Annotated in this window: 19 protein-coding genes and 3 tRNA genes; 11 read left to right on the top strand and 11 right to left on the bottom strand. The window is 61.3% G+C overall.

Annotation, left to right across the window (positions count from 1 at the left end; all coding sequences use genetic code 11):
* Positions 1–47: 47 nt before the first annotated feature.
* Positions 48–911 carry a hypothetical protein gene (locus tag BACI9J_RS07705; protein ID WP_159733867.1) on the top strand — a complete coding sequence of 288 codons (864 nt, stop codon included), beginning with the start codon at positions 48–50 and terminating at the stop codon, positions 909–911.
* A gap of 68 nt (positions 912–979) precedes the next feature.
* Positions 980–1,786: a transglutaminase-like domain-containing protein gene (locus tag BACI9J_RS07710; RefSeq protein WP_159733868.1), complete on the top strand. Its 807-nt coding sequence runs from the start codon at positions 980–982 to the stop codon at positions 1,784–1,786.
* A 13-nt stretch (positions 1,787–1,799) separates the two neighbouring features.
* Here BACI9J_RS07710 and BACI9J_RS07715 read toward each other — a convergent pair whose 3' ends face one another.
* The 7 genes from BACI9J_RS07715 to bcp form a co-directional block, all read right to left on the bottom strand.
* Entirely contained in the window at positions 1,800–2,261 is a 462-nt protein-coding gene (locus BACI9J_RS07715) for a MarR family winged helix-turn-helix transcriptional regulator (protein WP_159733869.1), read from the bottom strand.
* The gene (locus BACI9J_RS07720) at positions 2,261–3,385 is read right to left on the bottom strand and encodes an LLM class flavin-dependent oxidoreductase (RefSeq protein WP_159733870.1); all 1,125 of its coding nucleotides are present in this window, start codon (positions 3,383–3,385) and stop codon (positions 2,261–2,263) included. The genes BACI9J_RS07715 and BACI9J_RS07720 overlap by 1 nt, the downstream gene beginning before the upstream one ends.
* A gap of 149 nt (positions 3,386–3,534) precedes the next feature.
* On the bottom strand, positions 3,535–6,759 hold the full coding sequence (locus BACI9J_RS07725) for an efflux RND transporter permease subunit (RefSeq protein ID WP_159733871.1): 3,225 nt from the start codon (positions 6,757–6,759) through the stop codon (positions 3,535–3,537).
* 67 nt (positions 6,760–6,826) lie between these two features.
* Complete coding sequence (locus BACI9J_RS07730; protein ID WP_159733872.1) at positions 6,827–8,332, bottom strand: malate:quinone oxidoreductase; 1,506 nt, start codon at positions 8,330–8,332, stop codon at positions 6,827–6,829.
* Positions 8,333–8,411: 79 nt separating this feature from the next.
* A complete protein-coding gene (locus BACI9J_RS07735) occupies positions 8,412–10,079 on the bottom strand; it encodes an ABC transporter substrate-binding protein (RefSeq protein ID WP_159733873.1) in 1,668 nt (555 codons plus the stop codon).
* 168 nt (positions 10,080–10,247) lie between these two features.
* A tRNA-Leu gene (locus BACI9J_RS07740) sits at positions 10,248–10,329 on the bottom strand.
* A 61-nt stretch (positions 10,330–10,390) separates the two neighbouring features.
* Positions 10,391–10,864, bottom strand: coding sequence for a thioredoxin-dependent thiol peroxidase (bcp, locus tag BACI9J_RS07745; protein WP_159733874.1), 474 nt, complete (start codon positions 10,862–10,864; stop codon positions 10,391–10,393).
* Between the two features lie 84 nt (positions 10,865–10,948).
* Here bcp and BACI9J_RS07750 point away from each other — a divergent pair, with 84 nt between their 5' ends.
* A complete protein-coding gene (locus tag BACI9J_RS07750; protein ID WP_159733875.1) occupies positions 10,949–11,404 on the top strand; it encodes a MarR family winged helix-turn-helix transcriptional regulator in 456 nt (151 codons plus the stop codon).
* A gap of 93 nt (positions 11,405–11,497) precedes the next feature.
* Here BACI9J_RS07750 and BACI9J_RS07755 read toward each other — a convergent pair.
* From BACI9J_RS07755 to BACI9J_RS07770, 4 genes are all read right to left on the bottom strand, one after another.
* Positions 11,498–11,573 (bottom strand) — tRNA-Lys (locus BACI9J_RS07755).
* Positions 11,574–11,766: 193 nt separating this feature from the next.
* Positions 11,767–11,842 (bottom strand) — tRNA-Lys (locus tag BACI9J_RS07760).
* A gap of 117 nt (positions 11,843–11,959) precedes the next feature.
* A complete protein-coding gene (locus BACI9J_RS07765; protein ID WP_159733876.1) occupies positions 11,960–13,087 on the bottom strand; it encodes a PQQ-dependent sugar dehydrogenase in 1,128 nt (375 codons plus the stop codon).
* 39 nt (positions 13,088–13,126) lie between these two features.
* A complete protein-coding gene (locus tag BACI9J_RS07770) occupies positions 13,127–14,095 on the bottom strand; it encodes a sunset domain-containing protein (RefSeq protein WP_236558581.1) in 969 nt (322 codons plus the stop codon).
* 180 nt (positions 14,096–14,275) lie between these two features.
* Between BACI9J_RS07770 and BACI9J_RS07775 the strand changes: the two genes are divergently transcribed.
* The 8 genes from BACI9J_RS07775 to BACI9J_RS07810 all read left to right on the top strand — a co-directional run bounded on the left by BACI9J_RS07775 (position 14,276) and on the right by BACI9J_RS07810 (position 26,451).
* Positions 14,276–15,199, top strand: coding sequence for a LysR family transcriptional regulator (locus BACI9J_RS07775; protein WP_159733878.1), 924 nt, complete (start codon positions 14,276–14,278; stop codon positions 15,197–15,199).
* A gap of 69 nt (positions 15,200–15,268) precedes the next feature.
* The gene (ilvD, locus tag BACI9J_RS07780; RefSeq protein WP_159733879.1) at positions 15,269–16,990 is read left to right on the top strand and encodes a dihydroxy-acid dehydratase; all 1,722 of its coding nucleotides are present in this window, start codon (positions 15,269–15,271) and stop codon (positions 16,988–16,990) included.
* A 295-nt stretch (positions 16,991–17,285) separates the two neighbouring features.
* Positions 17,286–19,190 (top strand): acetolactate synthase large subunit, encoded by a 1,905-nt coding sequence (locus tag BACI9J_RS07785; protein ID WP_159733880.1) that lies wholly within the window; start codon positions 17,286–17,288, stop codon positions 19,188–19,190.
* A gap of 2 nt (positions 19,191–19,192) precedes the next feature.
* Entirely contained in the window at positions 19,193–19,705 is a 513-nt protein-coding gene (gene ilvN / locus BACI9J_RS07790) for an acetolactate synthase small subunit (RefSeq protein WP_011775174.1), read from the top strand.
* A gap of 66 nt (positions 19,706–19,771) precedes the next feature.
* On the top strand, positions 19,772–20,797 hold the full coding sequence (ilvC, locus tag BACI9J_RS07795) for a ketol-acid reductoisomerase (RefSeq protein WP_159702194.1): 1,026 nt from the start codon (positions 19,772–19,774) through the stop codon (positions 20,795–20,797).
* A 287-nt stretch (positions 20,798–21,084) separates the two neighbouring features.
* Complete coding sequence (gene serA, locus BACI9J_RS07800; protein ID WP_159733881.1) at positions 21,085–22,680, top strand: phosphoglycerate dehydrogenase; 1,596 nt, start codon at positions 21,085–21,087, stop codon at positions 22,678–22,680.
* Between the two features lie 208 nt (positions 22,681–22,888).
* Complete coding sequence (locus tag BACI9J_RS07805) at positions 22,889–25,699, top strand: FtsX-like permease family protein (RefSeq protein ID WP_159733882.1); 2,811 nt, start codon at positions 22,889–22,891, stop codon at positions 25,697–25,699.
* Positions 25,696–26,451 carry an ABC transporter ATP-binding protein gene (locus tag BACI9J_RS07810; protein WP_159733883.1) on the top strand — a complete coding sequence of 252 codons (756 nt, stop codon included), beginning with the start codon at positions 25,696–25,698 and terminating at the stop codon, positions 26,449–26,451. The genes BACI9J_RS07805 and BACI9J_RS07810 overlap by 4 nt, the downstream gene beginning before the upstream one ends.
* The last annotated feature ends 20 nt before the right edge of the window (positions 26,452–26,471 follow it).

A 26,471-nucleotide genomic window follows, 5' to 3' on the forward strand; every position in this document is an offset into this window, starting at 1 on the left:
GCCTAGTCCTGTGCGTGTCGCGGGATCGCCGCCGATAGGCTGTTGTCATGAAGGGCATCCTGAACTTACGCTGCGCTCCCAGGCGGCTTGCCGTGCTGACACTGGCGATCAGCGTCGTCGCGGGCACGGCAGCGTGCTCCGCCGAAAACAAGGGCCCGCAGGTAACTTCCACGGATTCCGCGCGGCCAAACAGTTCGGAATCGGAGACGGCAACACCGGAAAGCACGACGCCGGCATCGGACTCTGCGGCAGCCTCACCTTCGGCAACTCCCGGCGAACCAGCAGGCACCGCCAGCTCATCGGCCAGCGCCGGTGCGAGCCCGGTGGCAACGGCGGTGTCGTGGAAAACGTATACAGATGCCGCCAAGACGGTCAGCTTCGAATTACCTCAGGAATGGATTGCCCAGTCGGCGACTCCGGAGGCTGGATCGTTGGCCAACGCCGTGAAGGTAGAGATCAAGGATGCGGAAGGGCGCTATGTGGCCACGCTTCACACCGGGCTGCCTCAAGCCGCGCCTGTCAACTGCCCGGCCGGGCAGGCGCGCCCCTATGTGGTGATCAGCAGCGTGCCTTTGGACATCCCGCACTCTGACGGCCCGGATACCATTGACCCGCGTGTGGTTTTCCGCGTGGTGCAAGGCTACAAATTCTTTGGCTCCTACGGCATCACCAACGTGGTGGCGGGTGCTGATGGACAGTCCTGCGAGCTGCGGAACAGGGTTCTGGGTCCTGCCGGAAAGGGGGATATCTCTTTTGGGGACGTCCCGTCGATCCATGCTTTCGCCGCTGATGAGAAGGTGGCCCCGGCCAAGGCTTTCGATACATTGGACCTGGCCGCGAAGTACGCGGTTCATGGTTCTGAATTTGCGAATGTCCAGCGGATGCTACTGTCTCTGAAGGTCAATCTGTAGCCCTGCGATTGGCTGATTCACCCACACGGCGGCCATGGGCTGCCCGCCGCAACCCACCCCGGAGATCAATGGAACGCAATGTTGCTGCCTCGCTCGTTTTCAAGACCGCAGCCAACACCAAGGTGGCCATGGCCATAGCCGTCGCCAAGAATCGCGGTTACGAGTCCGTGGTGGAAAATCTGACCATCACAAGTGACGGTGCCGAGGTTCCTTTTGCCGAACTCGGCGACCACCACGGTGGACGCTTTCATTACATGGAGTTCACCGAGCCGAGCGAGGTGACAGTGGATTATCGGGCAACGGTCCATGGTTTTGGGGAGCCGGACACATCCAGTCCCATGGAACTGATCAGGTACGTCAGGCCCAGCCGGTACGCGGAGTCGGACAGGCTGCTTCCTACCTCCTATGCGGAGTTCGGAAGCCTGCACGGTGCCGAACTGCTCCATGCAGTCCGCGATTGGGTGAACGGGGAACTGCGCTACGTCAGCGGGTCCTCGCGGGGGACTGATGGAGCCGTGGAAACCTTGCTTCACCGGAAAGGTGTGTGCCGTGACTTCGCTCACCTGGCCATCGCCCTCTTGCGGTCAAAAGATGTTCCTGCGCGCTTGGCTGCGGTGTATGCGCCCGGGTTGAGCCCGATGGATTTCCATGCCGTTGCAGAGGCGCACATCGACGGTGCTTGGCACATTATTGATCCCACCGGACTCGCGCCCCGCGAATCCATGCTCCGCATTACCGCCGGGCGGGACTCTTCAGATACGGCGTTCCTGTCCACTGTGGGGGGCAGCCTCACCCTGAAGACACTCAAGGTCAGTGCCTCAGTCAACGGAGAGCTCCCGGTGGAGGACCCCCGGGAGCTCATCAGCTTGCGTTAGTGCGGAGAATTTCCTAGTGTCCGGCCACTGAAGCGCGAAGTTTCTCCGTCAGCCGCAGCAGTTCCTGTTGCTCCGCGGCTGTGAGCGCAGGCGCAACCAGATTGGCGATGTCCCGCACATGTTCACGGCCGATGGTTTTTTGGAGCTCGCTACCGGCTTCGGTGAGTGAGAGCAGGACTCCCCGGCCGTCGTCGGGCGCTGTTGTCCGCTCCACTAAACCGCGCTTTTCCAAGCGGTCCACCAACCTGCTCAGGCTGGACTGGCTCAACAGGACTTTGTCGTTGATTTCATTGAGCCGAAGCTGGCCCGAAGGGCATTTGGACAGTGTAAACAGGACATCGTATTCCTTGACAGGGAGTGTCTTGAACGCCGGTCCCGATTGGAGCTTCCGCATCACCGCCACCTGGGAGCGGAACAACGACTCCCAGGTTTCGGCGGCGAGGCGAACGGCGGAGGACGCCGAAGGGCCGGACATCAGGCGTCCTGCCCCGCAGCACCAGCGGTTGCGGATTCCCCCACCTTGGCTTCCAAGGCGGCGGCAACGCGCGAGGCGTGCGTGGGTGCGTCAGGCACGTGAGCAGGCTTCATGGCGGCATATTCCTTTCGGAGAACCGGCAAGACTTCTTCGCCGAAGAGGTCCAACTGCTCCAGAACGGTCTTCAACGGCAGGCCTGCGTGGTCGATCAGGAACAGTTGGCGCTGGTAGTCGCCGAAGGCCTCACGGAAGGTCAGGGTCTTCTCGATGACTTCCTGCGGGCTGCCCACGGTCAGCGGAGTCTGGGAGGTGAAGTCCTCCAGCGAGGGTCCGTGTCCGTAGACCGGTGCGTTGTCGAAGTACGGGCGGAATTCCTTCACAGCATCCTGGGAGTTCTTCCTCATGAAGAACTGACCGCCAAGGCCAACAATTGCCTGGTCTGCCGTGCCGTGTCCGTAGTGCTCGTAGCGCTCACGGTACAGGCCGATCAGCTGCTGGTAGTGCTCCTTGGGCCAGAAGATGTTGTTGGCGAAGAAACCGTCACCGTAGTAGGCAGCGACTTCTGCGATCTGTGGCGTGCGAATGGAGCCATGCCATACGAAGGGGGCGACGTCGTCGAGCGGCCGTGGCGTGGAGGTGAAGTTCTGCAGGGGTGTGCGGAACTTGCCGGACCAGTTGACCGTGTCCTCATCCCACAGCTTGCGGAGCAGGCTGTAGTTTTCGATCGCCAGCTCGATGCCGTCCTGGATGTTCTTTCCGAACCAGGGGTACACCGGCGCGGTGTTGCCGCGGCCCAGGACCAGATCCACGCGGCCATCGGAGAGGTGCTGGAGCATGGCGAAGTCTTCGGCGATCTTGACCGGATCATTGGTGGTGATCAGGGTGGTGGCCGTGGACAACGTGATGCGCTCGGTCTGGGCTGCGATGTAAGCCAGGGTGGTGGTGGGGGAGGAAGAGAAGAAGGGGCGGTTGTGGTGCTCGCCGATGGCGTACACGTCCATGCCGATTTCTTCGACCTTCTTGGCGATGGCAACCGAGGCCTTGATGCGCTCATTTTCCGTAGGTGTGTGGCCCGTGGTGGGGTCAGTGGTGATGTCGCTGACGCTGAATACGCCGATCTGCATGATGTGCCTTTCTCCCTGCCCGAGGTCCCGGGCTCTGTAAACAGTGTACCTCAAACTAGATGCATTTGCATGTATCGATACCTGTAACAGGTCAGGCCCGGGAATTGTTCCAGGGCCTGACCATTAAGGGTGATTCTGCTGAGAGCCCGCTATTCTGCGGGATGGTGGGCCGCGCGGCGGCCGGTTACACGAGGAATCATGCCAGTGGTCCAGTCCTGGAACTCGCCCGAACCGGAACTGCCGTTGCGGCCGGTCCCGTCGCCGGATGTAACCGTGGGCTTATCCAGCAGAGCCTTCTGCAGGTCCCTCTTCTCCCGGCGGCCTTCCACCAGCTTGTAGAGAACCGGAACCAGCACCAACGTCAGCGCGGTGGACGAAACCAGCCCGCCGATGACCACGATCGCCAGCGGTTGAGAGATGAACCCGCCGCCACCTGTGAGGCCCAACGCCATGGGGGTCAGGGCGAAAACAGTTGCCAGGGCGGTCATGAGGATGGGGCGAAGGCGCTGGCGGGCACCGTGGGTGATGGCGTCAGCGACGTTCGTGCCCGGACTGCCGTCGTGTGGTTTGCGGTATTGGTTGATGAGGTCGATCAGCACGATGGCGTTGGTGACCACGATGCCCACCAGCATCAGCATGCCGATCAGCGACGGCAATCCCAACGGAACACCTGTTACCAACAGCAGTCCCACGGCGCCGGTTGCTGCAAACGGTACGGAGACCAACAGGATGAGCGGCTGGATGAGCGACTTGAATGCGGCCACCATGATCACGTAAACGATCGCGATTGCGGCCAGCAGGGCAAGGCCGAGCTGCCGGAAGGACTCAGCCTGCTGAGTGGTGGCACCGCCGATGGTAGCCGTCACCCCTGCGGGCAATTCCACTGCTGCCAGCCGCTCCTGAACTGCGGTGCTCACGCTGCCCAGATTTGATCCGGAAGGCGTCACGGTTACCCGTGCCGTCCGCTGTCCATTGCTGCTGGTGATGGAGACGGGAGTGTCAACCTGCTCGACGGCGGCAATCGTCTGCAATGCCACGCCTCCACCGGCTGTGGGGAGTTGGAGTGCACGTACGGCGGCGATGCTGGTAAAGCGTGTGCCCTCGCCGATTTGCACCGGGTAATCGTTCGTCTCAATGCGGACCGTCCCGGCCGGAATGGGGCTCACCGTGGATGCGAGGAATGCACCCACCTGCTCTTCGGTCAGTCCGGCCGCTACTGCTTTTGCCCTGTCAACCCGGACCTGCACCACCGACTGCTTGGAAGCAAGGTTCGTGGCCACTTCGGAGCTGCCAGGGACACCCTCCATGGCTTTGAGCATGGCATCGCTTGCCGTCTGCAGGTCAGCTGAATTTGCGGCCCTGATGGTGATGTCCACTGTGGAGGACGTGCCGAATCCGCCCTGCTGGGATCCCACCGTGATTTTGCCGGCGGCTCTGCCCAGCTTGGCCCGGACCTCGTCCTGGAGTTTGCTTTGGTTCACTTTCTCGTCAGTGACAATGGTGAACGTGGAGTTGGACGAGCCAGTGGAGGTCAGTGCAGCAAAGCCTGTCTGGGCGTTTCCGGAAGTGACCTGCACGTCCTTGATGCCTTCAACGCCCTTGAGGGATTCCTCAACCTTGGAAGCTTCATCGCTGGTGGCCTGCAAGCTGGTCCCCGCCGGAAGAACCTGGCGCACCGTCATGCTGTTCTCACCTGACCGGCCCAAAAGGTCAGTGGCCAGGAGTGGCGAGACTGCAATGGTGGCTACCAGAATCAATGCCGCTGCTGACAAGGTGATCACGGGATGTTTTTGCGTCTTCGCAAGTATGGGAAGGTAACCGCGCTGCAGGCGGCTCCGCTGCTCCGCCTCCCGGGCTTTCTCCGCAGCTTCCTTTGCAGATGCTTGTGCCTCAGCGTCTGTTCGGGGGGAGGGGAGGAACCAGTAGGCCAGGACAGGCACGATTGTCAGGGAAACCAACAGCGATGACAACAGTGCGATGGTCACGGTCAAGGCGAAAGGCCGGAACAGCTCACCAGCGAGGTCGCCCACAAAAGCGATGGGGAGGAAGACGGCCACAGTAGTCAAAGTGGAAGCCGTGATGGCCCCGGCCACTTCCCTGATGGAGGTCAAGATGGCTGTCAGCTTGTCTTCGCCGTAACTCAGATGCCTCTTGATGTTCTCGATCACCACGATCGAGTCGTCAACCACGCGCCCGATTGCAATGGTCAGGGCACCCAGGGTCAGGATGTTCAGCGAATAGCCCGTGGCCGAAATGCCGATGAAGGTAATCAGCAGAGACAACGGGATGGAGACGGCCGTGACCAACGTTGAACGTACGGACATCAGGAAAACCAGGATGACAGCCACGGCGAAGCCCAGCCCGAGCAGCCCTTCGGTGGTGAGGTCCTTGATGGACTTTTCAATGAAGGGAGCTTGGTCGAAGACCGGAGTGAAGGTGGCGTTGTTCCCTAGTTCCGTTTCCATAGGGCCGACGGCGTCCCTTACGGCATGCGAAATCGCCACCGTATCGCCCTCGGGCTTCTTGGTGACGGAAAGGGCCAATGTTGGCTTACCGTTGGTGCGCGTGATGGAAGTGGCGGCGTCGTCTTCAATGCTGACGTCGGCAACGGCCCCGATCGTGGCGGCATTCTTAGCACCGGCCAAGGGGAGTCCCTTGATGATGTCCAGGGAATCCACAGGGCTACCGAGCTGGAGGGACAGGGTCTTGCCCTGATCTTCAATGGTGCCCACAGGGACCAACGTGCCGTTGTTCTTCAGCGCATTGCTGATGGACTGGACAGATGCTCCGCTGGTTGCCAGATCCGAAGCTCGTGGCTTAATCAGGATGTGCTGGCTGGAACCGCCGGTCACATCGGCGCCCCGGACGCCCTCGATCTTCTGCAAACGGGGAACGCTGAGTCGCAGGAGATCAGCATTCAGTTCGCTCAGGGGCTTGTCAGAGGAGACCGCCAAATAGACGATCGGGAAGTCGCTGATGTTGCCCGCGATGGATTGGGGCTCGACGTCGGCCGGCAGCACCCGCTTTGCGTTCGAGATCGCCCGGTCAATCTGGTTGCGCGCCCGGTCCAGGTTGGACCCGTAAGTGAACACCATGGTGATCTGTGAAACGCCGTTGCGGGACGTTGAACTGGTGGATTCAAGCCCCTCCACGCTGTTCAATGCTGTTTCCAGCGGCTGGCTCAACTGTTTGTCCACAACCTCCGGAGAGGCGCCCGGCATGGAGGTCACCACGGTGATCTGCGGAAACTCGATGGAGGGGATGAGTTCCTGCTTGAGTGAACCCATGGTGATCACGCCGAACACCGCTGCAAAGACGGTGATCAGCGCGATCAGGGCCCGGTTTCCCAAGGACAGTTTGGCCAAGCGGAACATTGCATTGACTCCTGCGGTCTACGTAACGATTCGACTGACGGGAACCGGCCGCAGCCCCGGGTGTGGCCTAGCTTTGGATGGCGTTGGCCACTTCCAATTGCAGTGACTTGGCGGTGCTTGCTTCCAGTTCGGCGGCCAGGTCAGGGTTTTCGTTGAGCTTGACGCCGTAGCCCGGCATCATGTCCTTGAGCTTGGATTGCCACCCCTTGAAGTTCTTGGGGAAGGACTTCTGCAACAGTTCAATCATGATGGGCACAGCGGTGGACGCTCCGGGGGAAGCGCCCAGCAGTGCGCCGATGGAACCATCGCGGGAAGCAATGACTTCAGTGCCGAACTGCAGGACACCACCCTTCTGCGGGTGTTTCTTAATGATCTGTACACGCTGGCCGGCAGTGATCAGTTCCCAATTGCCCCCGGAAGCTTCCGGGTAGTACTCGCGCAGGGCCTCAACCTTGGCCTCGTGCCGTTTGGCAACCTCCTTGATGAGGTAGGCGGTGAGGTCCATGTTGTCCTTGGCTACGGCCAGCATGGGAATGATGTTTCCGGGGCGGATGGACAGCGGAAGGTCCAGGTAGCTTGAGGTCTTCAGGAAGTTGGTGGAGAACCCGGCGTACGGGCCGAAGAGCAGGGAGCGCTTACCGTCCACGTAGCGGGTGTCCAGGTGCGGGACGGACATGGGCGGCGCACCGACGGACGCCTGGCCGTAAACCTTTGCGCTGTGCTGCGAGGTGACGGCGTCGTCCGTGCAGCGGAAGAACTGGCCGGAGACGGGGAAGCCGCCGTAGCCCTTGCTTTCAGGGATGCCCGATGCCTGGAGCAGGTGGAGTGCGCCGCCGCCGGCTCCGACGAAGACGAACTTTGCGTGGATGCGGCCGTGCTCGCCGGACTTGGGGTGCTTGATGGACAGATCCCAGCCACCGCCTGCTGCGCGGTGGATGTTGGTGACATCATGTCCGTAGTTGACCTCGGCACCGCTGCCCTGCAGGTAGTCCGTCAGCTCACGGGTCAAGGCGCCGAAATCGACGTCGGTGCCTTCAGCGGCGTGCGTTGCGGCCACGCGCTGCTTGCGGTCGCGGCCTTTGACGATCAACGGGGCCCACTTGGCGATCTGGTCCTGGTCCTCGGTGTACTCCATGCTGCGGAACAGCGTGTTGGGCTTGAGAGCCTCGTACCGGGTCTTGAGGAAGTTAGCGTGGTCATCGCCAATCACGAAGCTCATGTGCGGAACCGTGTTGATGAAGCCCTTGGGGGACCCGATGACCTTGCTGTCCACAAGGTGGGACCAGAACTGGCGGGAGAGCTGGAACTGCTCGTTGATGTGCAAGGCCTTGGACGGGTCCACGGAACCGTCTTTTGCTGCGGGGGAGTAGTTAAGCTCACACAGCGCAGCATGGCCCGTGCCGGCATTGTTCCAGGGTCCGGAACTCTCGAGCCCTGCTTCGTCGAGTCGTTCGAACAGGGAGATGGTCCAGGTGGGTTCAAGTTGCTTGATGAACGCACCAAGGGTGGCACTCATGATTCCACCGCCAATAAGGACGACGTCGGCATGTTGAGTCTTGGAAATGAAGGTCACGATCAATCTCCGTTAGCGGCGGCACTGGCTGTCACAGAATATCCCCGCGCAGACTCAATACTGAAATTGCGGGGAATCGTCAAGGCTTTAGGCGGACGTTTGTGAAAACTTCGTTGAGGACCGGGGACGCCGGGTAGCTTTCCACCTTGTTGGACAGAGCCAGCGCCGAGATGGGGAAGGCAATGGGCACAGCCGGTACGGACGCCGCGATCTCCGCGTTGATGGCCTGGTACTGCGCGTTACGGTCATCGCCGTCGGGCATGGCCCTCGCGCGTTCTATCTTGTGGAACACTTCTGAGTCCGCGTACCCGAACTCGGCGCGGGTTTCGCCGAAGAGCGGTCCCAGGAAGTTGTCTGCATCTGCGTAGGACCCGTTCCAACCGAGCAGGTGAAGTCCCCTGTCGCCGGCCGACTGGACTCGTTGGAGGTAGCCGTCTTCCCAGTCGATGGGAACCGGCTTGATGTTGAAGCCGACAGCGACGAGTTGGCGGCTGAGCTCCGCGTAGATCTTCTCGGGAGTGGGCATGTACGCCCGTGTTGCGTTGAGCGGGTAGTAGAACTTCAGCTCTTCGCCCTTGTAGCCGGCCTTCTTCAACAGCTCCTTCGCTTTCTCCGGGTTGTATCCGAGGGAAGGAGCGTTGTTGTTGAAGCCGCTGAGTTTGGGCGGCACGAACTGTGATGCCTGTGCCGTGTTGTCGATGAAGAACTTGCGGATCAAGGTCTGTTTGTCGATCGCCATCTCGATCGCTTGGCGCACTTCAGGCTTTTCCAGTGGTGCAACGGCCTGGTTGATCCCCAAATACATCACCGAGAAGGGGTCACGCTGGATGATCTGGACACCCTTTTTGACCAATTGGTCAAAGGTCCCGGAGGTCACGAGGTCGTAGGCATCAATCTTGCCGTCAAGGAGGGCCTGCTGGCGTGACTCGGCGCGATCGTAGGGGATGAAGTTGATGGTTGCTATTTGGCCTTTGTTGCCCCAATAGCCTTTGTAGCTGGACAGTGTGAGCTTTTTCTCATCCCACCCGGTGAACTCATAGGGTCCCGTGCCTACCGGATGGCCGGCATAGGTGGACATGGCCTGGCCGTTCCGTACCTGGTCAAGGACGTTGGCTTTCTGCGCCTCCATGGCGGCAGGGGATGAGATTGCGAAGGCCGGCAGCGTCAGTGCCTGAAGGAACCCGGTGAACGGGCGCGTCAGATTGATCCGGACATCTCCGGCCGAGACCACCTTGCATTCTTTAAAGATGGAAAACACCGGCTGGTCCGAGTAAGCCTTGAAGACGCTTTGGAAGGAAATTCCGGGCGCCTGATTCCGGAGGTCTTCCGGAAACGTGAACCAGCGGTTGAAGTTGGCGCATACAGCCGTTGCATCAAATGCAGTGCCATCGTGAAAGGTCACGCCGGAACGAAGCTTGAAGTCATAGCTGAGCCCGTTGTTGCTGTCCTTCCACTCCGTGGCGAGGAGGGGAGTGGTTTGCCCTGTTTCGCCATCCACCCCCACGAGTCCTTCGAGGACCTGGCGGGTGACCCGGTAGGACTCGGAATCGGCGGTCACGGCAGGATCAAGGCCCAAAGGCATGGACGCTGTACCGAAATTGAAAGTTGCTGTCGGTTCAACAGTGGGGGAACTGCCGGTGGACGACGACGGTGACGGTCCCGGGGTTCCGGTGCACCCTGCCAACCCCAAAGCCAGTACGGCAGCTCCGAACTGCATGCTTAGGCGCCGCATTTTGCTGCTTGCCACTCGTGTCCCCTCAAGCCGGTTGGAAGTGCTGTGGCCGGCTTCGGCCAGACCGCATTCCAGTCTAGTTGAACGTCCTGAGTGCGCTTTCCAGCACACTTCCAGGAGTCCCCCGGCTGCTTGAGGAGAAAAATACCCCCGGTCCTGCAACCGGGGGTATTTACGTATCTGTGCGCAAGGGGGGACTTGAACCCCCACGCCCGAAGGCACAGGAACCTAAATCCTGCGTGTCTGCCAATTTCACCACTCGCGCTGGCAGGCAATCAGCCGCATGAACAGAGGGCCACTGCCTTTACCGGCCTCCAGTGTACCCGCTAGTTGTCCAGCTTGAGATCCCGCCGGAGCTTGGCCACGTGCCCGGTGGCGCGCACGTTGTATTGGGCCAGGGAAATCTTTCCCTCGGGGTCAATCACCAAGGTGGATCGGATGAGTCCCATGTAGCTGCGCCCGTAGTTCTTTTTCTCCCCCCAGGCCCCGTACGCCTCGGCTACTGCATGGTCCTCGTCCGAGAGCAGCCGGAAGGTCAGCTGTTCTTCTTCGGCGAACTTTGCAAGTGCCTTGACGGAATCGGGGGAGACGCCCACAACTTCGTATCCGGCAGCCTGCAGGGACGCCAGCGTGTCGCGGAAATCGCATGCTTCTTTGGTACATCCGGGAGTGGAAGCCGCAGGGTAGAAATAGAGGATGGTTTTGTGTCCGCGAAGGTCCGACAAGCTCACGCTTTTGCCGGTTTCATCCTGAAGTGTGAAGTCCGGGGCGATGTCGCCCGGGATAAGTCGTTCAGCCAAAATATGCTCCTTGCCAATGTTCGCGATTTTTCAGTTTAGTGGGAGAAGCCGCGTCCTCCCCGCTTCCGCGCATATACTGTCGGCATGCCAGATATGGAGAGATGGCCCACCACCCGCTTGCTTTCGACAGCTGCGCGCCTGGTGGAAATCTCGTGGAACGAAAAATTGAAGTCCATCGGTCTTACCCACGCCGGTGTCATTGCCATGCAAGTGTTGGCTGCCAAGGGTGCCATCACCCAGGCGGCGTTGGCCGAAGTTGCACGGGTCAAGGCCCAGACGATGGGTACTACCCTCGCAAGGCTTGAGCTGCACGGGCATGTCACCCGGCAACGTAGCGATTCAGACCGCCGAAGTCACGTGGTGACCCTTACTGACGCCGGTATTGCAGCACTTGCAGAAGCTGTAAAGCTTGAGCAGGATGTTTTGTCTCCCGTTGCCGTGGATACCGCGCGGCTTCGCGAGGAACTTCGGATCGTTGTCCGGGGCCTGGCCGGGCTGCCGGCGCCGGAGCAAGCAGACACCGATTTGCCGCAAGCCTGACCCAAGACCCTGGCCGGGGCTTCCTTCGGGTGGCTCCGGCAAGAAAACGTAAAAAGGCTCCGGATCGTCTCTACGATCCGGAGCCTTTTCTTGTGGTGCACCCCCCGGGACTCGAACCCGGAACCCATTGATTAAGAGTCAATTGCTCTGCCAGTTGAGCTAGAGGTGCGGCTATTGTTTCGGTCCATTAGAGGAATTCGCATTCCCCGTTGACCTCCGCAACGACAAAAACTCTACACCAGTTTTTTGTGGCCAATGACCACAATGGGCAAGGCGTGATGTACGCCATGTAGTTGGCTTTCAGAACTGGAGCGAATAACACAAAAGGCCTTGGAGTGATATTCACTCCAAGGCCTTTTCCTTGGTGCACCCCCCGGGACTCGAACCCGGAACCCATTGATTAAGAGTCAATTGCTCTGCCAGTTGAGCTAGAGGTGCAGCTGTTGATTTCGATCTCACCCGAGAGCTTTTCTTTCTCCGGCGATCTCCGCAACGACATGTAACTCTACACGACTTCCGCCGAAGTGGGAAATCTGCGGCTCCCCGCCGGTGGCTTCACCCGCTTAGCCTCAGAATCAGCGCAAAATCAGGGTTCTTGTTGTTGCTGATCACCCAAACGGTACCGTCGGGAGCGCGTGCAACATCCCTCAAGCGCCCATATTCTCCTGTGAAATAAGCCACAGGCGAGCCCGCCGTCTCGCCATCCAGCGGAACCGCCCAGAGCCGTTGCCCTCTAAGAGCACCTGTATAGGCAACACCGTCAACAATTTCGAGCCCGCTGGGTGAGGCATCGGACGTAGACGGCCAGACCACTTTCGCATCGATCAGGCCGCTGCGGCCCGGGGCTCCGGTCACTGTGGGCCAACCGTAGTTGCCTCCAGGGATGATCAGATTGAGTTCGTCATCCACATCCGGGCCGAATTCGCTGGCCCAAAGACGTCCGTCGCTGTCCCACGCCAGTCCCTGCACGTTTCGGTGCCCGTAGCTGTACACAGGATTGTCGCCAAAAGGATTCCCCGGTGCAGGGCGGCCCTCGGGCGTGAGCCGAAGGATCTTGCCACCCAGGGCGTTTCTGTCTTGGGGCTGTTCCCGGCGTTGCGAGTCGCCAGTGCCTACGTAGAGGAATCCATCCGGGCCGAACCGGATCCGGCCACCGTTATGCGTGGAGGCCTTGGGCATTCCCGCAAAGATCACCTCAGGCTCACCCAAAACCAAGGAACCGCCTGTACCCCCGGTCAGTTTCATCCGCGCAACCCGGTTATCGCCCGGAGAGGTGAAGTATGCGTACAACCAGCGGTCCGATGCGAAGTCTGGAGAAAGAGCCAAGCCCAATAGGCCGCCTTCTCCGCCAGGGTCGACGCCGGGCACCGTGCCAACGGTTGTGGCTTGGCCGTTTCGGATGCTCTTGATCCGGCCGGAGTCGCGCTCGGACACCAAAGCTGTGCCGTCCGGCAAGAAGACCACCGACCACGGCAGCTCCAGTCCGACGTCGAGCTTTTGAGCCACTTCCGGTACAGCAGTGGTGCCTTGGCTTAGCGATGTCCGGGGTGTGGCCGCGGTGCCGGGCGAGGACGGGCTGCCGGTACATGCCGTCAAGACAAGCAACGGGGCAAGCAGCAGGGCAAGAGCAAAGGCAGGCACCAGACGCTTTCGACGTCCCGAAGGGTGCCTGCCTTTGTTCATGACTGCCGTATTTCTGTATTCCTGACCGGCGGCCGGGTCTCAGTGCCTGCTTCGGCGGGGTGGCCGGAAGCCGGCAGCTTCGGCGTGGGCGGATGATTCGAACCACACATCCGCAGGTGCTTCGTCATAGCCCGCAGTATCTTCGTCGTGGTAAGTCATGGCAGATGCGCTGGCTTTGACGGGATAAGCGTCCCCTGGTGAGCTGGAGGAGCCTGTACCGTAAGGGTGCTCGACGGCCAGATGACCTGAGCCCGCCGAATCTTCGGCCGCGGCGGACTCGGCCCCAGGCAGTGTGGGTGAATGGGCGTCGGTGTACTCGTGGTGATGGATCGGGGCGCCGCCGGCATCCGTCCATGAAGATTCCCACTCCGCCTTGTCTGCCGCAGAGTCCGTGCTTTCTGCGTCCATACGCGCTTCCCCATAAGCCTCCGGGGCAGAGGCGGCCGGAGAACCTGCGTCCCAGTCATCCACATCGCCGGCGTCTGCCGCGTGAACCTTCGCCTCAGTGTCCACTACGGGTTCGTCCACTACCGGCTCCGCAATCACAGGCTCCGCCACGGAAGGGGACGCGATGACAGGTTCCTCAACGGTCAGCCCTGGTGTTGATGCCGGCTGAACGTCAGAGGCGACAACCGCCGGTGAATCATTGACGACGGTAGACGGCCCGGGCTCCACGTCAGCTCCGGCGGGGGAGGCGCCGTGCGTCTCGTCGGTGACATCAGGTTCGTCCATTGTTGGGCCGCTGCCCTCGGCGGCTGACTTTCCAAGATTGGTCACCCCCGCCAAACCCGCCACGCCAGCTGCGGCTACTCCGGTATCCGGTATGGAGCCGGTGTTGCCGGACTCCATCGCTGCTGGTGCGGTAGTGCCGGATGTTCCCGAAATACGGTCATCGGCGGGAGCTTGGCGTGAGTGGGTGTCGATATTTCCCGTCTTGTTGCGGTTCATCAGCCACCAAACAATCGCGACAACCAAAACAATGACAATGACCCAAATTAACCAGTCCATGGTGAAGGCCCTTCTGCTCACAGGGGTGCAGCTCGTGGTATTCCCGACGTTACGTGCCTGCAATTGGGCTGTCCAGCGTTTGACCTGCTGCTTCGCCCGAAATTATCAGTTTCCTGACTATACGGGCGCGGGGAATAATTCGGGGCGGGGTATTTCCCTTCAGTCGCCTAGTCTGGCTCCATGGACTTCAAAAGGCTGCAGATTCTGCGCGAATTGGCAGACCGGCAAAGTGTTGGCGCCACCGCCGAGGCCATGAACGTCACGGCGTCGGCGGTTTCGCAGCAGCTGAAAACATTGCAGGCGGAGATTGGCGTCGTCCTGGTGGAAAAGGTGGGCCGCGGAGTTCAGCTTACGGAAGCGGGGCTGGCCATGGCGGCTGCGGCATCGGATATAGCCACTGCCATGGCACGGGCCGAGTCCACCATTGACACCTACCGGAAAGGTTGGCAAACGAGGGTCTCGGCAGCCTTCTTTCCCAGTGCCGCGGAAATGCTGCTTCCCGGAGTGTTGCACCGGGTTGCCTCCGTGGAAGGGTTGAGTTTTGATGCCCATTTCGAGGACCCGGGCACCGCCCGCTTCGCTCCCTTGGTGGCCGATTACGACGTTGTCCTGGCGCATAGCGTAGACGGCCCGGAAGTGTTCGCGAGGAGGGGACTGACTGTAGTGCCGCTTCTGGAAGAGGCGCTGGACGTAGCGATGCCCGCCGGTCATCCTCTGTCCGCCAAAGCCAGGCTAAGCCCTCAGGATGTTGTTGATTACCCGTGGATCGGCGTACCTGAAGGATTCCCTTTCGACACCGTGCTCCGCCAGATTGAACTCCATGCGGGCAGGCAGGCCTCCAGGGGCCAGCGGTACCCGGATCTGAGAGTGCTTGAGGCTTTGGTGGGGGCAGGGCACGGCATCTGCCTTTTGCCCCGCTACACGGCCCGGGCAAGTGCACGGCGTGGCCTGGTTCTTAGGCCGCTCACAGGGGTGAAAGCGAGCAGAAGCATCGTGGCTTTGTCGCGGCAGGAGGTTGCCGCCCGGGCCACCATCGGCATGGTTGTGGACATGCTCAAGAGCGAGGCGGCAGCCATCGCCAAGGAACTCGATGAATCGCAATAATCGAAAGTCCGGGCTTAACCCGGCGTGCAACAACGTCCTGCAGCGCCCGGTACACATAGACTTTGGACCATGACTGACACCACCAGGATTGCGACAGAGAATACCCCGGACATCAAACCCCGCAGCCGGGTGGTGACCGACGGCATCCACGCAGCACCTGCCCGTGGCATGTTCCGTGCGGTGGGCATGGGCGATGACGACTTTGCCAAACCGCAGATTGGCGTTGCCAGTTCTTGGAACGAGATCACACCTTGCAACCTTTCCCTGAACCGCCTCGCCCAAGGCGCCAAGGAAGGCGTCCATGCAGGCGGTGGTTTTCCCATGCAGTTCGGCACCATCTCCGTCTCGGACGGAATCTCCATGGGTCACGAGGGCATGCACTTCTCCTTGGTTTCCCGCGAGGTGATTGCAGACTCCGTGGAAACAGTGATGCAGGCCGAGCGCATCGACGGCTCGGTACTCCTGGCCGGCTGTGACAAGTCCCTTCCGGGCATGCTCATGGCTGCTGCCCGCCTGGACCTTGCCTCGGTCTTCCTTTACGCAGGCTCCATCATGCCCGGCTGGGTCAAGCTGGAAGACGGCTCGGAGAAGGAGGTTACCCTCATTGATGCCTTCGAAGCAGTGGGTGCCTGCGCCGCCGGCAAAATGAGCATGGAAGACCTCACGCGCATCGAGAAGGCCATCTGTCCCGGCGAAGGCGCCTGCGGCGGCATGTACACGGCCAACACCATGGCGTGCATCGGCGAAGCCCTGGGCATGTCCCTGCCGGGTTCAGCTGCCCCACCCTCGGCAGACCGCCGTCGCGATGATTTCGCCCGCAAGTCCGGCGAAGCGGTAGTCAACCTTCTGCGCCTGGGTATCACGGCCCGCGACATCATGACCAAAAAGGCGTTCGAGAACGCCATTGCCGTCACCATGGCCTTCGGCGGCTCCACCAACGCCGTGCTGCATCTGCTTGCGATCGCCCGCGAAGCCGAAGTTGAGCTGACGCTGGACGACTTCAACCGCATCGGCGACAAAATCCCGCACCTGGGGGACCTGAAGCCGTTCGGCCGCTACGTTATGACCGACGTCGACAAGATCGGTGGCGTTCCGGTCATCATGAAGGCACTGCTCGACGCCGGACTGCTGCATGGTGACTGCCTCACCGTTACCGGCAAGACGCTCGCTGAGAACCTCGCCTCGATCAACCCGCCGGATCTGGATGGCAAGATCCTGCGCGCCCTGGACAACCCCATCCACAAGACCGGCGGCATCACCATCCTTCACGGATCCATGGCCCCCGAAGGCGCCGTAGTGAAGAGTGCCGGCTTTGACGCCGACGTCTTTGAAGGAACTGCTCGTGTCTTCGAGCGGGAACAGGGTGCCCTCAGCGCGTTGGATAACGGCGAAATCAGCAAGGGGGACGTCGTTGTCATCCGCTACGAAGGACCCAAGGGCGGGCCGGGAATGCGTGAAATGCTGGCCATTACCGGAGCCATCAAGGGCGCAGGCCTTGGCAAAGATGTCCTGCTGCTGACAGATGGCCGCTTCTCGGGAGGAACAACAGGCCTTTGCATCGGGCACGTGGCACCCGAAGCCGTCGACGGCGGGCCCATTGCCTTTGTGAAGGACGGCGACCGTATCCGTGTGGACATCGCTGCCCGGTCCTTCGACCTCCTCGTGGACGAGGCGGAGCTCGAAGCCCGCAAGGAGGGCTGGGAGCCGCTTCCCGCCAAATTCACCAAGGGTGTGCTTGCCAAGTACGCCAAACTCGTCCACAGTGCATCCACCGGGGCGTACTGCGGCTAATTCCTGTTATGGACTCCGGTTGTCACCAGACAGCCGGAGTCCGGCAGGCGGACATCGCTGTCCAAATAGTGAGATACGATAGTGGTCAATTGACACGTATCTCACTTAGAGGGAACACTGAACGCATGATCACATTCGTTACCGTCGGCGTCGTCGTCCTTACCAAGCGCGTGGCTTAGCCCGACTGGTAACGAACCGTCACGCGCAAACCCCTCGAAGAGCCGGAAGGCTGAGGGGTTTTTTTATTCCCCCGAAGCAAGATCCATCTATTGAAGATCCACTAAGGAAGAGTCCGATGAGCAAAGGATCGCCGATCAGCCCCTCGCTGATGGCTGCAAAGTCCGCTGGAGCCCACAAAGCTCCGGAAAAGGTCGACCGTACGGCTGAGGCCGTCGTCGTCGACGCTGCTGCACCTCTCTCTCCTGTACTTGGGCCGAACACCGTTGTACCCCCAACGGTGATGTCCGGCTCGCAAGCAATTGTCCGCTCGCTCGAAGAACTCGGCGTGGACGATATTTTCGGTTTGCCCGGTGGCGCGATCCTGCCCACCTACGACCCCTTGATGGCCTCCAGCATGAATCACATCCTGGTCCGTCACGAACAGGGAGCCGGCCACGCCGCGCAAGGCTACGCCATGGTTACCGGACGGGTTGGCGTTTGCATCGCCACCTCGGGACCCGGTGCCACCAACCTCGTTACCGCCATCATGGACGCCCACATGGACTCCGTGCCCATGGTTGCCATTACCGGCCAGGTATCCAGTGGAGTCATCGGCACCGATGCCTTCCAGGAAGCGGACATCGTGGGAATCACGATGCCCATCACCAAGCACTCGTTCCTGGTCACTGACCCCAACGACATCCCGCACGTTATGGCAGAAGCGTTCCACCTGGCATCCACGGGCCGCCCGGGCCCTGTGCTGGTGGACATCGCCAAGGATGCCCAGGTGGGCCAGATGACCTTCTCCTGGCCGCCCAAGGTGGACCTGCCCGGGTACCGTCCCGTGGTGCGGGGCCATAACAAGCAGGTCCGCGAAGCTGCCAAGCTGATCGCTGCCTCCAGCAAGCCGGTCCTCTACGTGGGCGGTGGTGTGGTCAAGGGCCATGCCTCAGCAGAGCTCATGGAACTTGCGCTGGCTACCGGTGCTCCCGTGGTCACCACCCTGATGGCCCGTGGTGCTTTCCCGGATTCGCATCCGCAGCACGTGGGGATGCCCGGCATGCACGGCTCCGTCTCCGCCGTTACCGCCCTCCAGCAGGCCGACCTCCTGATCACCCTCGGAGCCAGGTTTGATGACCGCGTCACCGGTGTGCTGAAGACCTTTGCCCCGTTTGCCAAGGTCATCCACGCTGACATCGATCCCGCGGAAATCTCCAAGAACCGCACTGCCGACGTCCCCATTGTTGGTTCCGTCAAGGAAATCATTCCCGAACTCACCGAAGCCGTGAAGACGCAGTTCGAACTGAGCGGGACTCCGGACCTGGATTCCTGGTGGGCCTTCCTGGGCAACCTGCGGGATACCTACCCCTTGGGCTGGACCGAGCCTGAAGACGGCCTCACCGCACCGCAGCGCGTCATCAAGCGCATCGGTGAGCTCACCGGTCCCGAAGGTATCTACGTAGCCGGCGTAGGCCAGCACCAGATGTGGGCGGCGCAGTTCATCAAGTACGAACGCCCTCACGCCTGGCTGAACTCCGGCGGCGCAGGAACCATGGGATACTCGGTTCCGGCAGCCATGGGCGCCAAAGTTGGTGAACCGGACCGCGTGGTGTGGGCCATCGACGGTGACGGCTGCTTCCAGATGACCAATCAGGAGCTGGCCACCTGCGCCATCAACAACATCCCCATCAAGGTTGCCATCATTAACAACTCCTCCCTGGGCATGGTCCGCCAATGGCAGACGCTGTTCTACGAGGGCCGCTATTCAAACACTGATCTGAATACAGGCCATGACACCGTCCGGATTCCGGACTTCGTGAAACTGGCTGATGCCTATGGTTGCGCAGCACTGCGTTGTGAGCGCGACGAAGACATCGACGCCACCATCCAGAAGGCGCTCGAAATCAATGACCGCCCCGTGGTCATCGACTTCGTCGTCAGCCCCAACTCGATGGTGTGGCCCATGGTGCCTTCGGGCGTCAGCAATGACCAGATTCAGGTTGCCCGCAACATGACCCCGGAATGGGAAGAGGAGGACTAGGCATGAGCCGTCACACACTGTCCGTTCTGGTCGAAGACAAGCCCGGCGTGCTGACCCGCGTGGCCAGCCTCTTCGCCCGGCGTGCATTCAACATCAATTCCCTTGCTGTGGGACCCACCGAGGTTCCAGGCATGTCCCGCATGACGGTTGTCGTCGACGCCGACGGCGACCTCATTGAGCAGGTCACCAAGCAGCTCAACAAGTTGGTCAACGTGATCAAGATCGTTGAGCTGACTTCCGAATCTTCCGTACAACGTGACCACATCCTGGTCAAGGTACGTGCGGATGCCGCGACACGTCTGCAGGTTACCCAAGCTGCAGACCTGTTCCGTGCCGCAGTCGTCGACGTCTCCACAGACTCGTTGGTGATTGAGGCAACCGGTACCCCCGAGAAGCTCGCTGCGCTCTTGTCAGTGCTCGAGCCGTTCGGCATCCGTGAAATCGTGCAGTCCGGCACCTTGGCCGTTGGACGGGGATCCCGCTCCATGAGTGACAGGGCGCTCCGCTCCGCGTGAGCAGTGCGTCCAGTACCGCAGCACCACAATCAATATCTAAGAAACCACTCAAGAGGAGTTACGCAAGTGACTGAAATGTTCTATGACGACGACGCAGACCTGTCGATCATCCAGGGCCGCAAAGTAGCGATCGTTGGCTACGGTTCCCAGGGCCACGCCCACGCGCTGAACCTGCGCGATTCCGGCGTCGAGGTCGTTATTGCCCTGAAGGACGGCTCCAAGTCGGCCGCCAAGGCAGAAGATGCAGGCTTCACGGTCAAGAACGTTGCGGACGCTGCCGAATGGGCAGACGTCATCATGATCCTGGCACCGGACCAGCACCAGCGCTCGATCTTCAACGATTCCATCAAGGACAAGCTGACCGAGGGCAAGGCACTTGCCTTCGCACACGGCTTCAACATCCGCTTCGGCTACATCGAAGCCCCGGCCGGCGTTGACGTCATCCTGATCGCTCCGAAGGCTCCCGGCCACACCGTTCGCCGCGAATTCGAAGCTGGTCGTGGTATCCCGGACATCATCGCCGTTGAGCAGGACGCTTCCGGTTCCGCATGGGACCTGGCAAAGTCCTACGCCAAGGCAATTGGCGGCACCCGCGCCGGCGTTATCAAGACCACCTTCACCGAAGAGACCGAGACCGACCTCTTCGGCGAACAGTCCGTCCTTTGCGGTGGTGTCTCCCAGCTCGTCCAGTACGGCTTCGAGACCCTGACCGAAGCCGGCTACCAGCCGCAGATCGCCTACTTCGAGGTTCTCCACGAGCTCAAGCTCATCGTTGACCTCATGTGGGAGGGCGGCATTGCCAAGCAGCGCTGGAGCGTTTCCGACACCGCAGAGTACGGCGACTACGTCTCCGGCCCGCGCGTCATCACCCCCGAGGTGAAGGAAAACATGAAGGCTGTCCTCGCGGACATCCAGAGCGGTGCTTTTGCCAAGCGCTTCATTGACGATCAGGACAACGGCGGCGCCGAGTTCAAGGAACTGCGTGCCAAGGCAGAGCAGCACCCCATCGAAGAGGTAGGCCGCGAACTGCGCTCCCTCTTCTCCTGGCAGCAGCAGGACGCCGACTACGTCGAAGGTTCCGCAGCCCGCTGATCCTTTAGTGCATGAGCCCCGCGGCGCATGCCCTGCACGGCGCCCGTCCGGCCAACACAGCCGGGCGGGCGTCGCCGTTTTACCCGTCGTTCTCCACCGATTTGCTCAGCAGCCTTGGCTGTGAACTTCTTCACAACAGCTACCGGTCCGGCCGTAACATCCCTCCCCGGCACCGGAATCCCTGCCCGAATTCGATATTCTGGGCTGGTCCCGGCGCCGTGCCCCGGGCCACGCATCCGCTCCTTGTCCAGTTCTGTCCCAAAGTTGTCCAAAGTAAGGTGCCACCCGTGTCAGCCAGCAAACCCGTCGTCCTCCTCGCCGAGGAACTTTCGCCCGCCACAGTCGAGGCATTGGGCCCGGACTTTGAAATCCGACAGACCGACGGCGCTGACCGTTCCCAGCTGCTGTCCGCAATTGCCGACGTCGATGCCATCCTGGTACGTTCGGCCACCCAGGTGGACGCCGAAGCCATAGCTGCAGCCAAGAACCTCAAGGTCATCGCCCGTGCAGGCGTAGGACTGGACAACGTGGACATCAAGGCTGCCACGCAGGCCGGCGTCATGGTGGTCAACGCCCCGACGTCCAACATCGTCTCTGCCGCAGAACTTACCGTGGGCCACATCCTCAGCCTCGCCCGCCACATTCCGCAGGCCAGCTCCGCGCTGAAGAACGGCGAGTGGAAGCGCTCCAAATACACCGGAATCGAACTCTTCGAAAAGAAGATCGGCATCATCGGCCTGGGCCGGATCGGCGCCTTGGTGGCGGCGCGTCTGCAGGGATTCGACACCCAGATCCTGGCGTACGACCCCTACATCACTTCCGCCCGTGCGGCCCAGTTGGGCGTCCAGCTGGTGACCTTGGATGAACTTCTGGAGAATTCAGACTTCATCACCATCCATATGCCCAAGACACCGGAAACGGTGGGGATGCTCGGGGCTGACGCCTTCCGCAAAATGAAGGAAACCGCCTACGTGGTCAACGTGGCCCGCGGTGGCCTCGTGGACGAGGAAGCACTCCACATTGCGCTGAAGGAGGGCCAGATCGCCGGAGCCGGCGTTGACGTCTTCGTCAAGGAGCCCAGCACGGACCTGCCGTTCTTCGAGTTCGACAACGTCATTGTGACCCCGCACCTTGGTGCGTCCACTGACGAGGCCCAGGAGAAGGCCGGCGTTTCGGTGGCCAAGTCCGTCCGTCTCGCCCTTGCCGGCGAGCTTGTACCGGACGCTGTGAACGTGGCCGGCGGAGTCATCGCTCCGGATGTCCGTCCGGGCATCCCGCTGATCGAAAAGCTGGGCCGGATCTTCACTGCGCTCACCCACGCTTCACTGACGCAGATCGACGTCGAGGTAGCCGGTGAGATCGCCGCACTGGACGTCAAGGTGCTTGAACTTGCTGCACTGAAGGGCGTATTCGCGGACGTCGTCACAGAGCAGGTCTCGTATGTGAATGCGCCGGTCATCGCTGAGCAGCGCGGCATCAACACCCGCCTCATCACCACTCCGGACGCCGAGGACTACCGCAATGTCCTGACCATCCGTGGCGCACTCAGCGACGGTTCGCAGATCTCCGTTGCCGGTACCCTCACGGGTCCCAAGCAGGTGGAGAAGCTCGTGGGCGTCAATGGATACGACGTCGAAATCCCCATCAGCGAGCACTTGGTTGTTGTGGCCTACGCGGACCGTCCCGGCGTGATCGGAACCATCGGCCACATCCTGGGCATGAACAACATCAACATTGGCGGCATGCAGGTGGCCCGCCAGACTGAAGGCGGCCAGGTCCTGGCCCTCCTGACCATTGACAGTTCCGTTCCGCAGCAGGTTCTGGAGGCCATCAAGGCCGGTATCGGTGCAGATATGGTCCGGGAAGTGGACCTGGAGGACTAGCACTGATCCTTATCAGTGAGGTTCGCGTGCCGGCGACACACCCTGGCACGCAGGAGTGGCCGGTCTGCTTACAATGGCTGGGTCCGAAATTCGGATCCGGCAGCAGGCCGGCCACAACTTTTTGCACATACAGCCCGGTATCCCTCTGCGCCTTTGAGGAATCACGGAGCATGTGTGCGCGCCCGCAATCAAGGTCTCAGGGAGCCCAATGAACGCCGTCCAAAGGTTCATCAGAAGCCGTGTGCTGCTGCTGACCGCGGCCATTTTGATCGTCGCCATGTGCTTGTCCGTCCTCGTCCAGAGCCAGTCGCAGGCGGCTCTGAACAGGACAGTGGACGAGAACTCGCGGGGACTCTACGACATCCTGGTTCAGGCAAAGCCTGACCAGTCACAAGATGGCGACGGCGGTGCATTGATCCAGCCGGAAATCGCCAACGGCCAGGGCGGGATCAGTTTCGAACAGCTGGAAAAGATCCGGACCATGGGCCAAACCGCTGTGGCCGCACCCATCAGCCTGGTTTCGCGTGTTTCGCAGAACCTCGAGGCTCCGCGCCTCAATGCCATGGACTACCTGGGGTACAACGCCGGACTCGCCGGCGCAATCACTGCGGGGGACCCCTCCGCCATGGATTCGAGCAAGTGGCCTGCAGCAGAATCCGTGCTGTCCGATTCTCCCAAGAAGTACCGTTTGACCGCTTCTGCCACGAGCTCTGACGGTGTGAACCAGCAGACCCTTTTCAAGACCAGCGCAGAAGGCACTTTGGGCAAGGGCCGCCTGATCCAGGAAAAGACTGCCGGCGGCACCAATGTCCGGATCGCCGGCCCTGAGGGCGAGACGGGGGTCAAGTTCCCGGCCCCCGCGCTGGGCTCGGAGCACAACCTGTTCAATCTCTCCGTGGCGCTTCCCTTGGCGCCGGAGGTGACGGAGTCCGTCGTCGCCGTCGACCCCGCCGCTGAGCGTGCGCTCCTGGGCTCCGCAGGAGACTTCCTGGCGCCGCTGGAGAAGGCTCCTCCGGCAGATGCCCGTGATGCCGGCGCCATTGGACGCCACTTTGAAAGTCTTTTTACCACCGGCCTCAGCATGGACCAACTGGAGGAAGGCCCGGATTTCCTGGGCGTCAAGCTCAAGTACTGGGCACCTCTGATGACGCAGTACCAACAAGCCAAGCGCGACGGCCTGTTGACCGATGATTCCCAGGCCATCCCGCTGATTGTTCGCTCCGGTACCTCCCTTGACCTGCAGTACTCGGTGAAGATCGAGGAACTGGACGCAAGCGGCAAGGTGGTCAATGAAGTCGGCACCGTAACGCGGTCCTTGGACAAGGACTACCTGCCGTTCGTGTCCAAGTCCCCGTTTGCCCTCGAATGGCCGGGATCCACTGACCACAGCCAACTGCTGGGCAGCACGGCTTCCTTTAGCCAGGGCCTGTACAACCCGGCCACCTGGAGCACGGCATTCGCTGCCGCTCCGCAGTATCAGGACGGCGATGAAGCCGCCAACGGAGCAACGGACAAGAGTGCTACGCCGGGGGATTGGGTAACGGTCAATCGTCTGCCGGAGAAGTCCTCCTTCGGGGTGCCCGTGGACCAGACACAGCGTAAGCCCGTAGACGAGCGTTCCTACCGGGAAGACCTGGAAACGGGCAAGAAGCCGGCTACGCCTCTGCCTATGGTGTACGGAACTTTTGACCCCGCCGCGGTGAAGGCCGCTGCCGGGGACGTCAACAAGCTTCCCCTGGGCGGCTATGACCCCACTCCCATGACCTTGAGCAAGGATGCTGAAGGCAAAGAGGTGCAGGGCACGGAACTGAAGCCGTCCTTGAGCGCTACGGGGCTGGTCAGCCAGTCCGCCGGTGCCATTACCGACTACTACGGCCTGGCGGCGGCGCGTGGTTACGACACCAACGCCGACGTCATTGACGCGATCCGCGTAAAGGCATCGGCAAGCGGCAACTGGAAGACGGCGCAGCCCGAGGTGGAAAAACTTGCCACCCAGATCCGTGAGCTCGGCCTCGAGGCCACAGTGGTGGCCGGTTCTGCCCGCGAGGACGCCAACATCTTTGTTCCCGGCTACAGCAAGGACGACGCCGGCAAGGAGTCGCCGCTGGGCACCGTGCAACAGTCGTGGGTTCGCCAGGACGCTGCCGACGCCGTCTCCGGCTCCCTCACCGGAACCAACATCACCCTGCTGTTCCTGACGCTTCTTGGCGCCACCCTCCTGACGGGTGCCTCCACCGTGAGCTACATCCGCCAGCGCCGGAGTGAAGCCGGAATCCTCCGCGCCATGGGCTGGACACAGAAGCGCATCCGATCCTGGGTACTGGAAGAGTTCGCCGTGGGTGCCGCAGCCTTGGCTGCCGTAGGCCTCGTGTTGAGCTTGCTCAGCTGGAACATAGCCACCGTGATCGTCTCGGTGACCATGCTGGTCATCTACAGTGGCGCAGCGTTGCTGGCCGCCCAGCAGTTGCGACACCGCGTGGTCATTGATCAGGAACCACAGCACGACGAACGCCTGGTGACTGTGGACTCGCCCCTGACATTTGCCAACAGGCAGTTGACCACCAACCGCTTCAACTCCATCTCCCTTGCTGTGGCCGTGGGTGTGTTCGGTGCTGCGGTGGGTGCCCTGATTTCACTCCTGATAGACATTCCCCGGGCTGCCGGCGCCAGTGCCCTGAGTGGTCTGGCCGCAGCAAGCATCGCCTTGCCGAGTGTCATCCTTGCTGTCTTCGGGGTAGTTGTTGGGCTCCTCCTGACCTTGGTCACCGGCCGGTTCGAACTCCATGCCAAACGCGAGTACCTCGGTACATTGCGTGCCATGGGCTGGAACCCGGACATGCTTGGCCAGGTTCGCTTCTTTGAAAACGCACTTGTGGGCACCGTGGCACTTCCCCTGGGTGTCCTCGGCGCCCTGGGGCTGGGACTGCTCCTGGCACCATATGCGGCTCTTTGGGCCGGGCTGGCCGGTCTGCTGGCCGTAATTTGCTGGATTCCGATTGCAACGAAAGTAGTCAAATGACTGACAACCTCAACCCCGAGCTGACGGCTACCCCGGGATCCGCGGAAGAGTCATTGCAGACCCGTGCCAACACCATCGTGAGGGCCACGGATCACGCAACACCCCTTGAACTGAGCCGGGTCACCATCCACTATGGTGGCGACAAAGGCGGCGCCGAGGAAGTCGATGTTGTGGACGACTTCAACCTCACCCTCCATTCGGGCGAGATGCACTGTATCGCGGGACGAAGCGGCTCCGGTAAGACCAGCATCCTGACGGTCAGCGCCGGACTCACGCTCCCGACGTCGGGAAAGGTCTTCTGGGAGGGCCAGCCGCTGGACGCCATGGGGGACGACGAGATCGCGGACCGTCGCCGCGCACTGATCGGTTACGTGGACCAGGGCGGCGCCTTGATTGACGGTATGAGCGCCTTGGAGAATGTCCTGCTCCCCGCTGTACCCGATGGCGAAGTGGAACAGCGTACCGAGATGGCCAAGGACCTCCTGGATCTGGTGGGCCTCGGCCGCCGTATGCGGCACCGTCCAGCGCAGCTGTCCGGTGGCGAACGCCAACGCGTAGCCATCGCCCGCGCCCTGATTCTGGGAACCCGCGTGCTTGTAGTGGATGAGCCCACAGCCAGCCTCGACCGTGCGGCTGCCAACCGCATCATCGGGATCCTCAAGGACACCACCAGCGATGGCATTGCCGTTCTGGTTGCATCCCACGATCACGAGCTGGTACGGCTCAGCGATACGCTGACCGAACTTAACTAAGCTATTCCATCCCGAAAAAA

Origin of the sequence: Arthrobacter sp. 9V, from assembly GCF_902506065.1 — a bacterium.
In the GTDB taxonomy this organism is placed as follows: domain Bacteria; phylum Actinomycetota; class Actinomycetes; order Actinomycetales; family Micrococcaceae; genus Arthrobacter.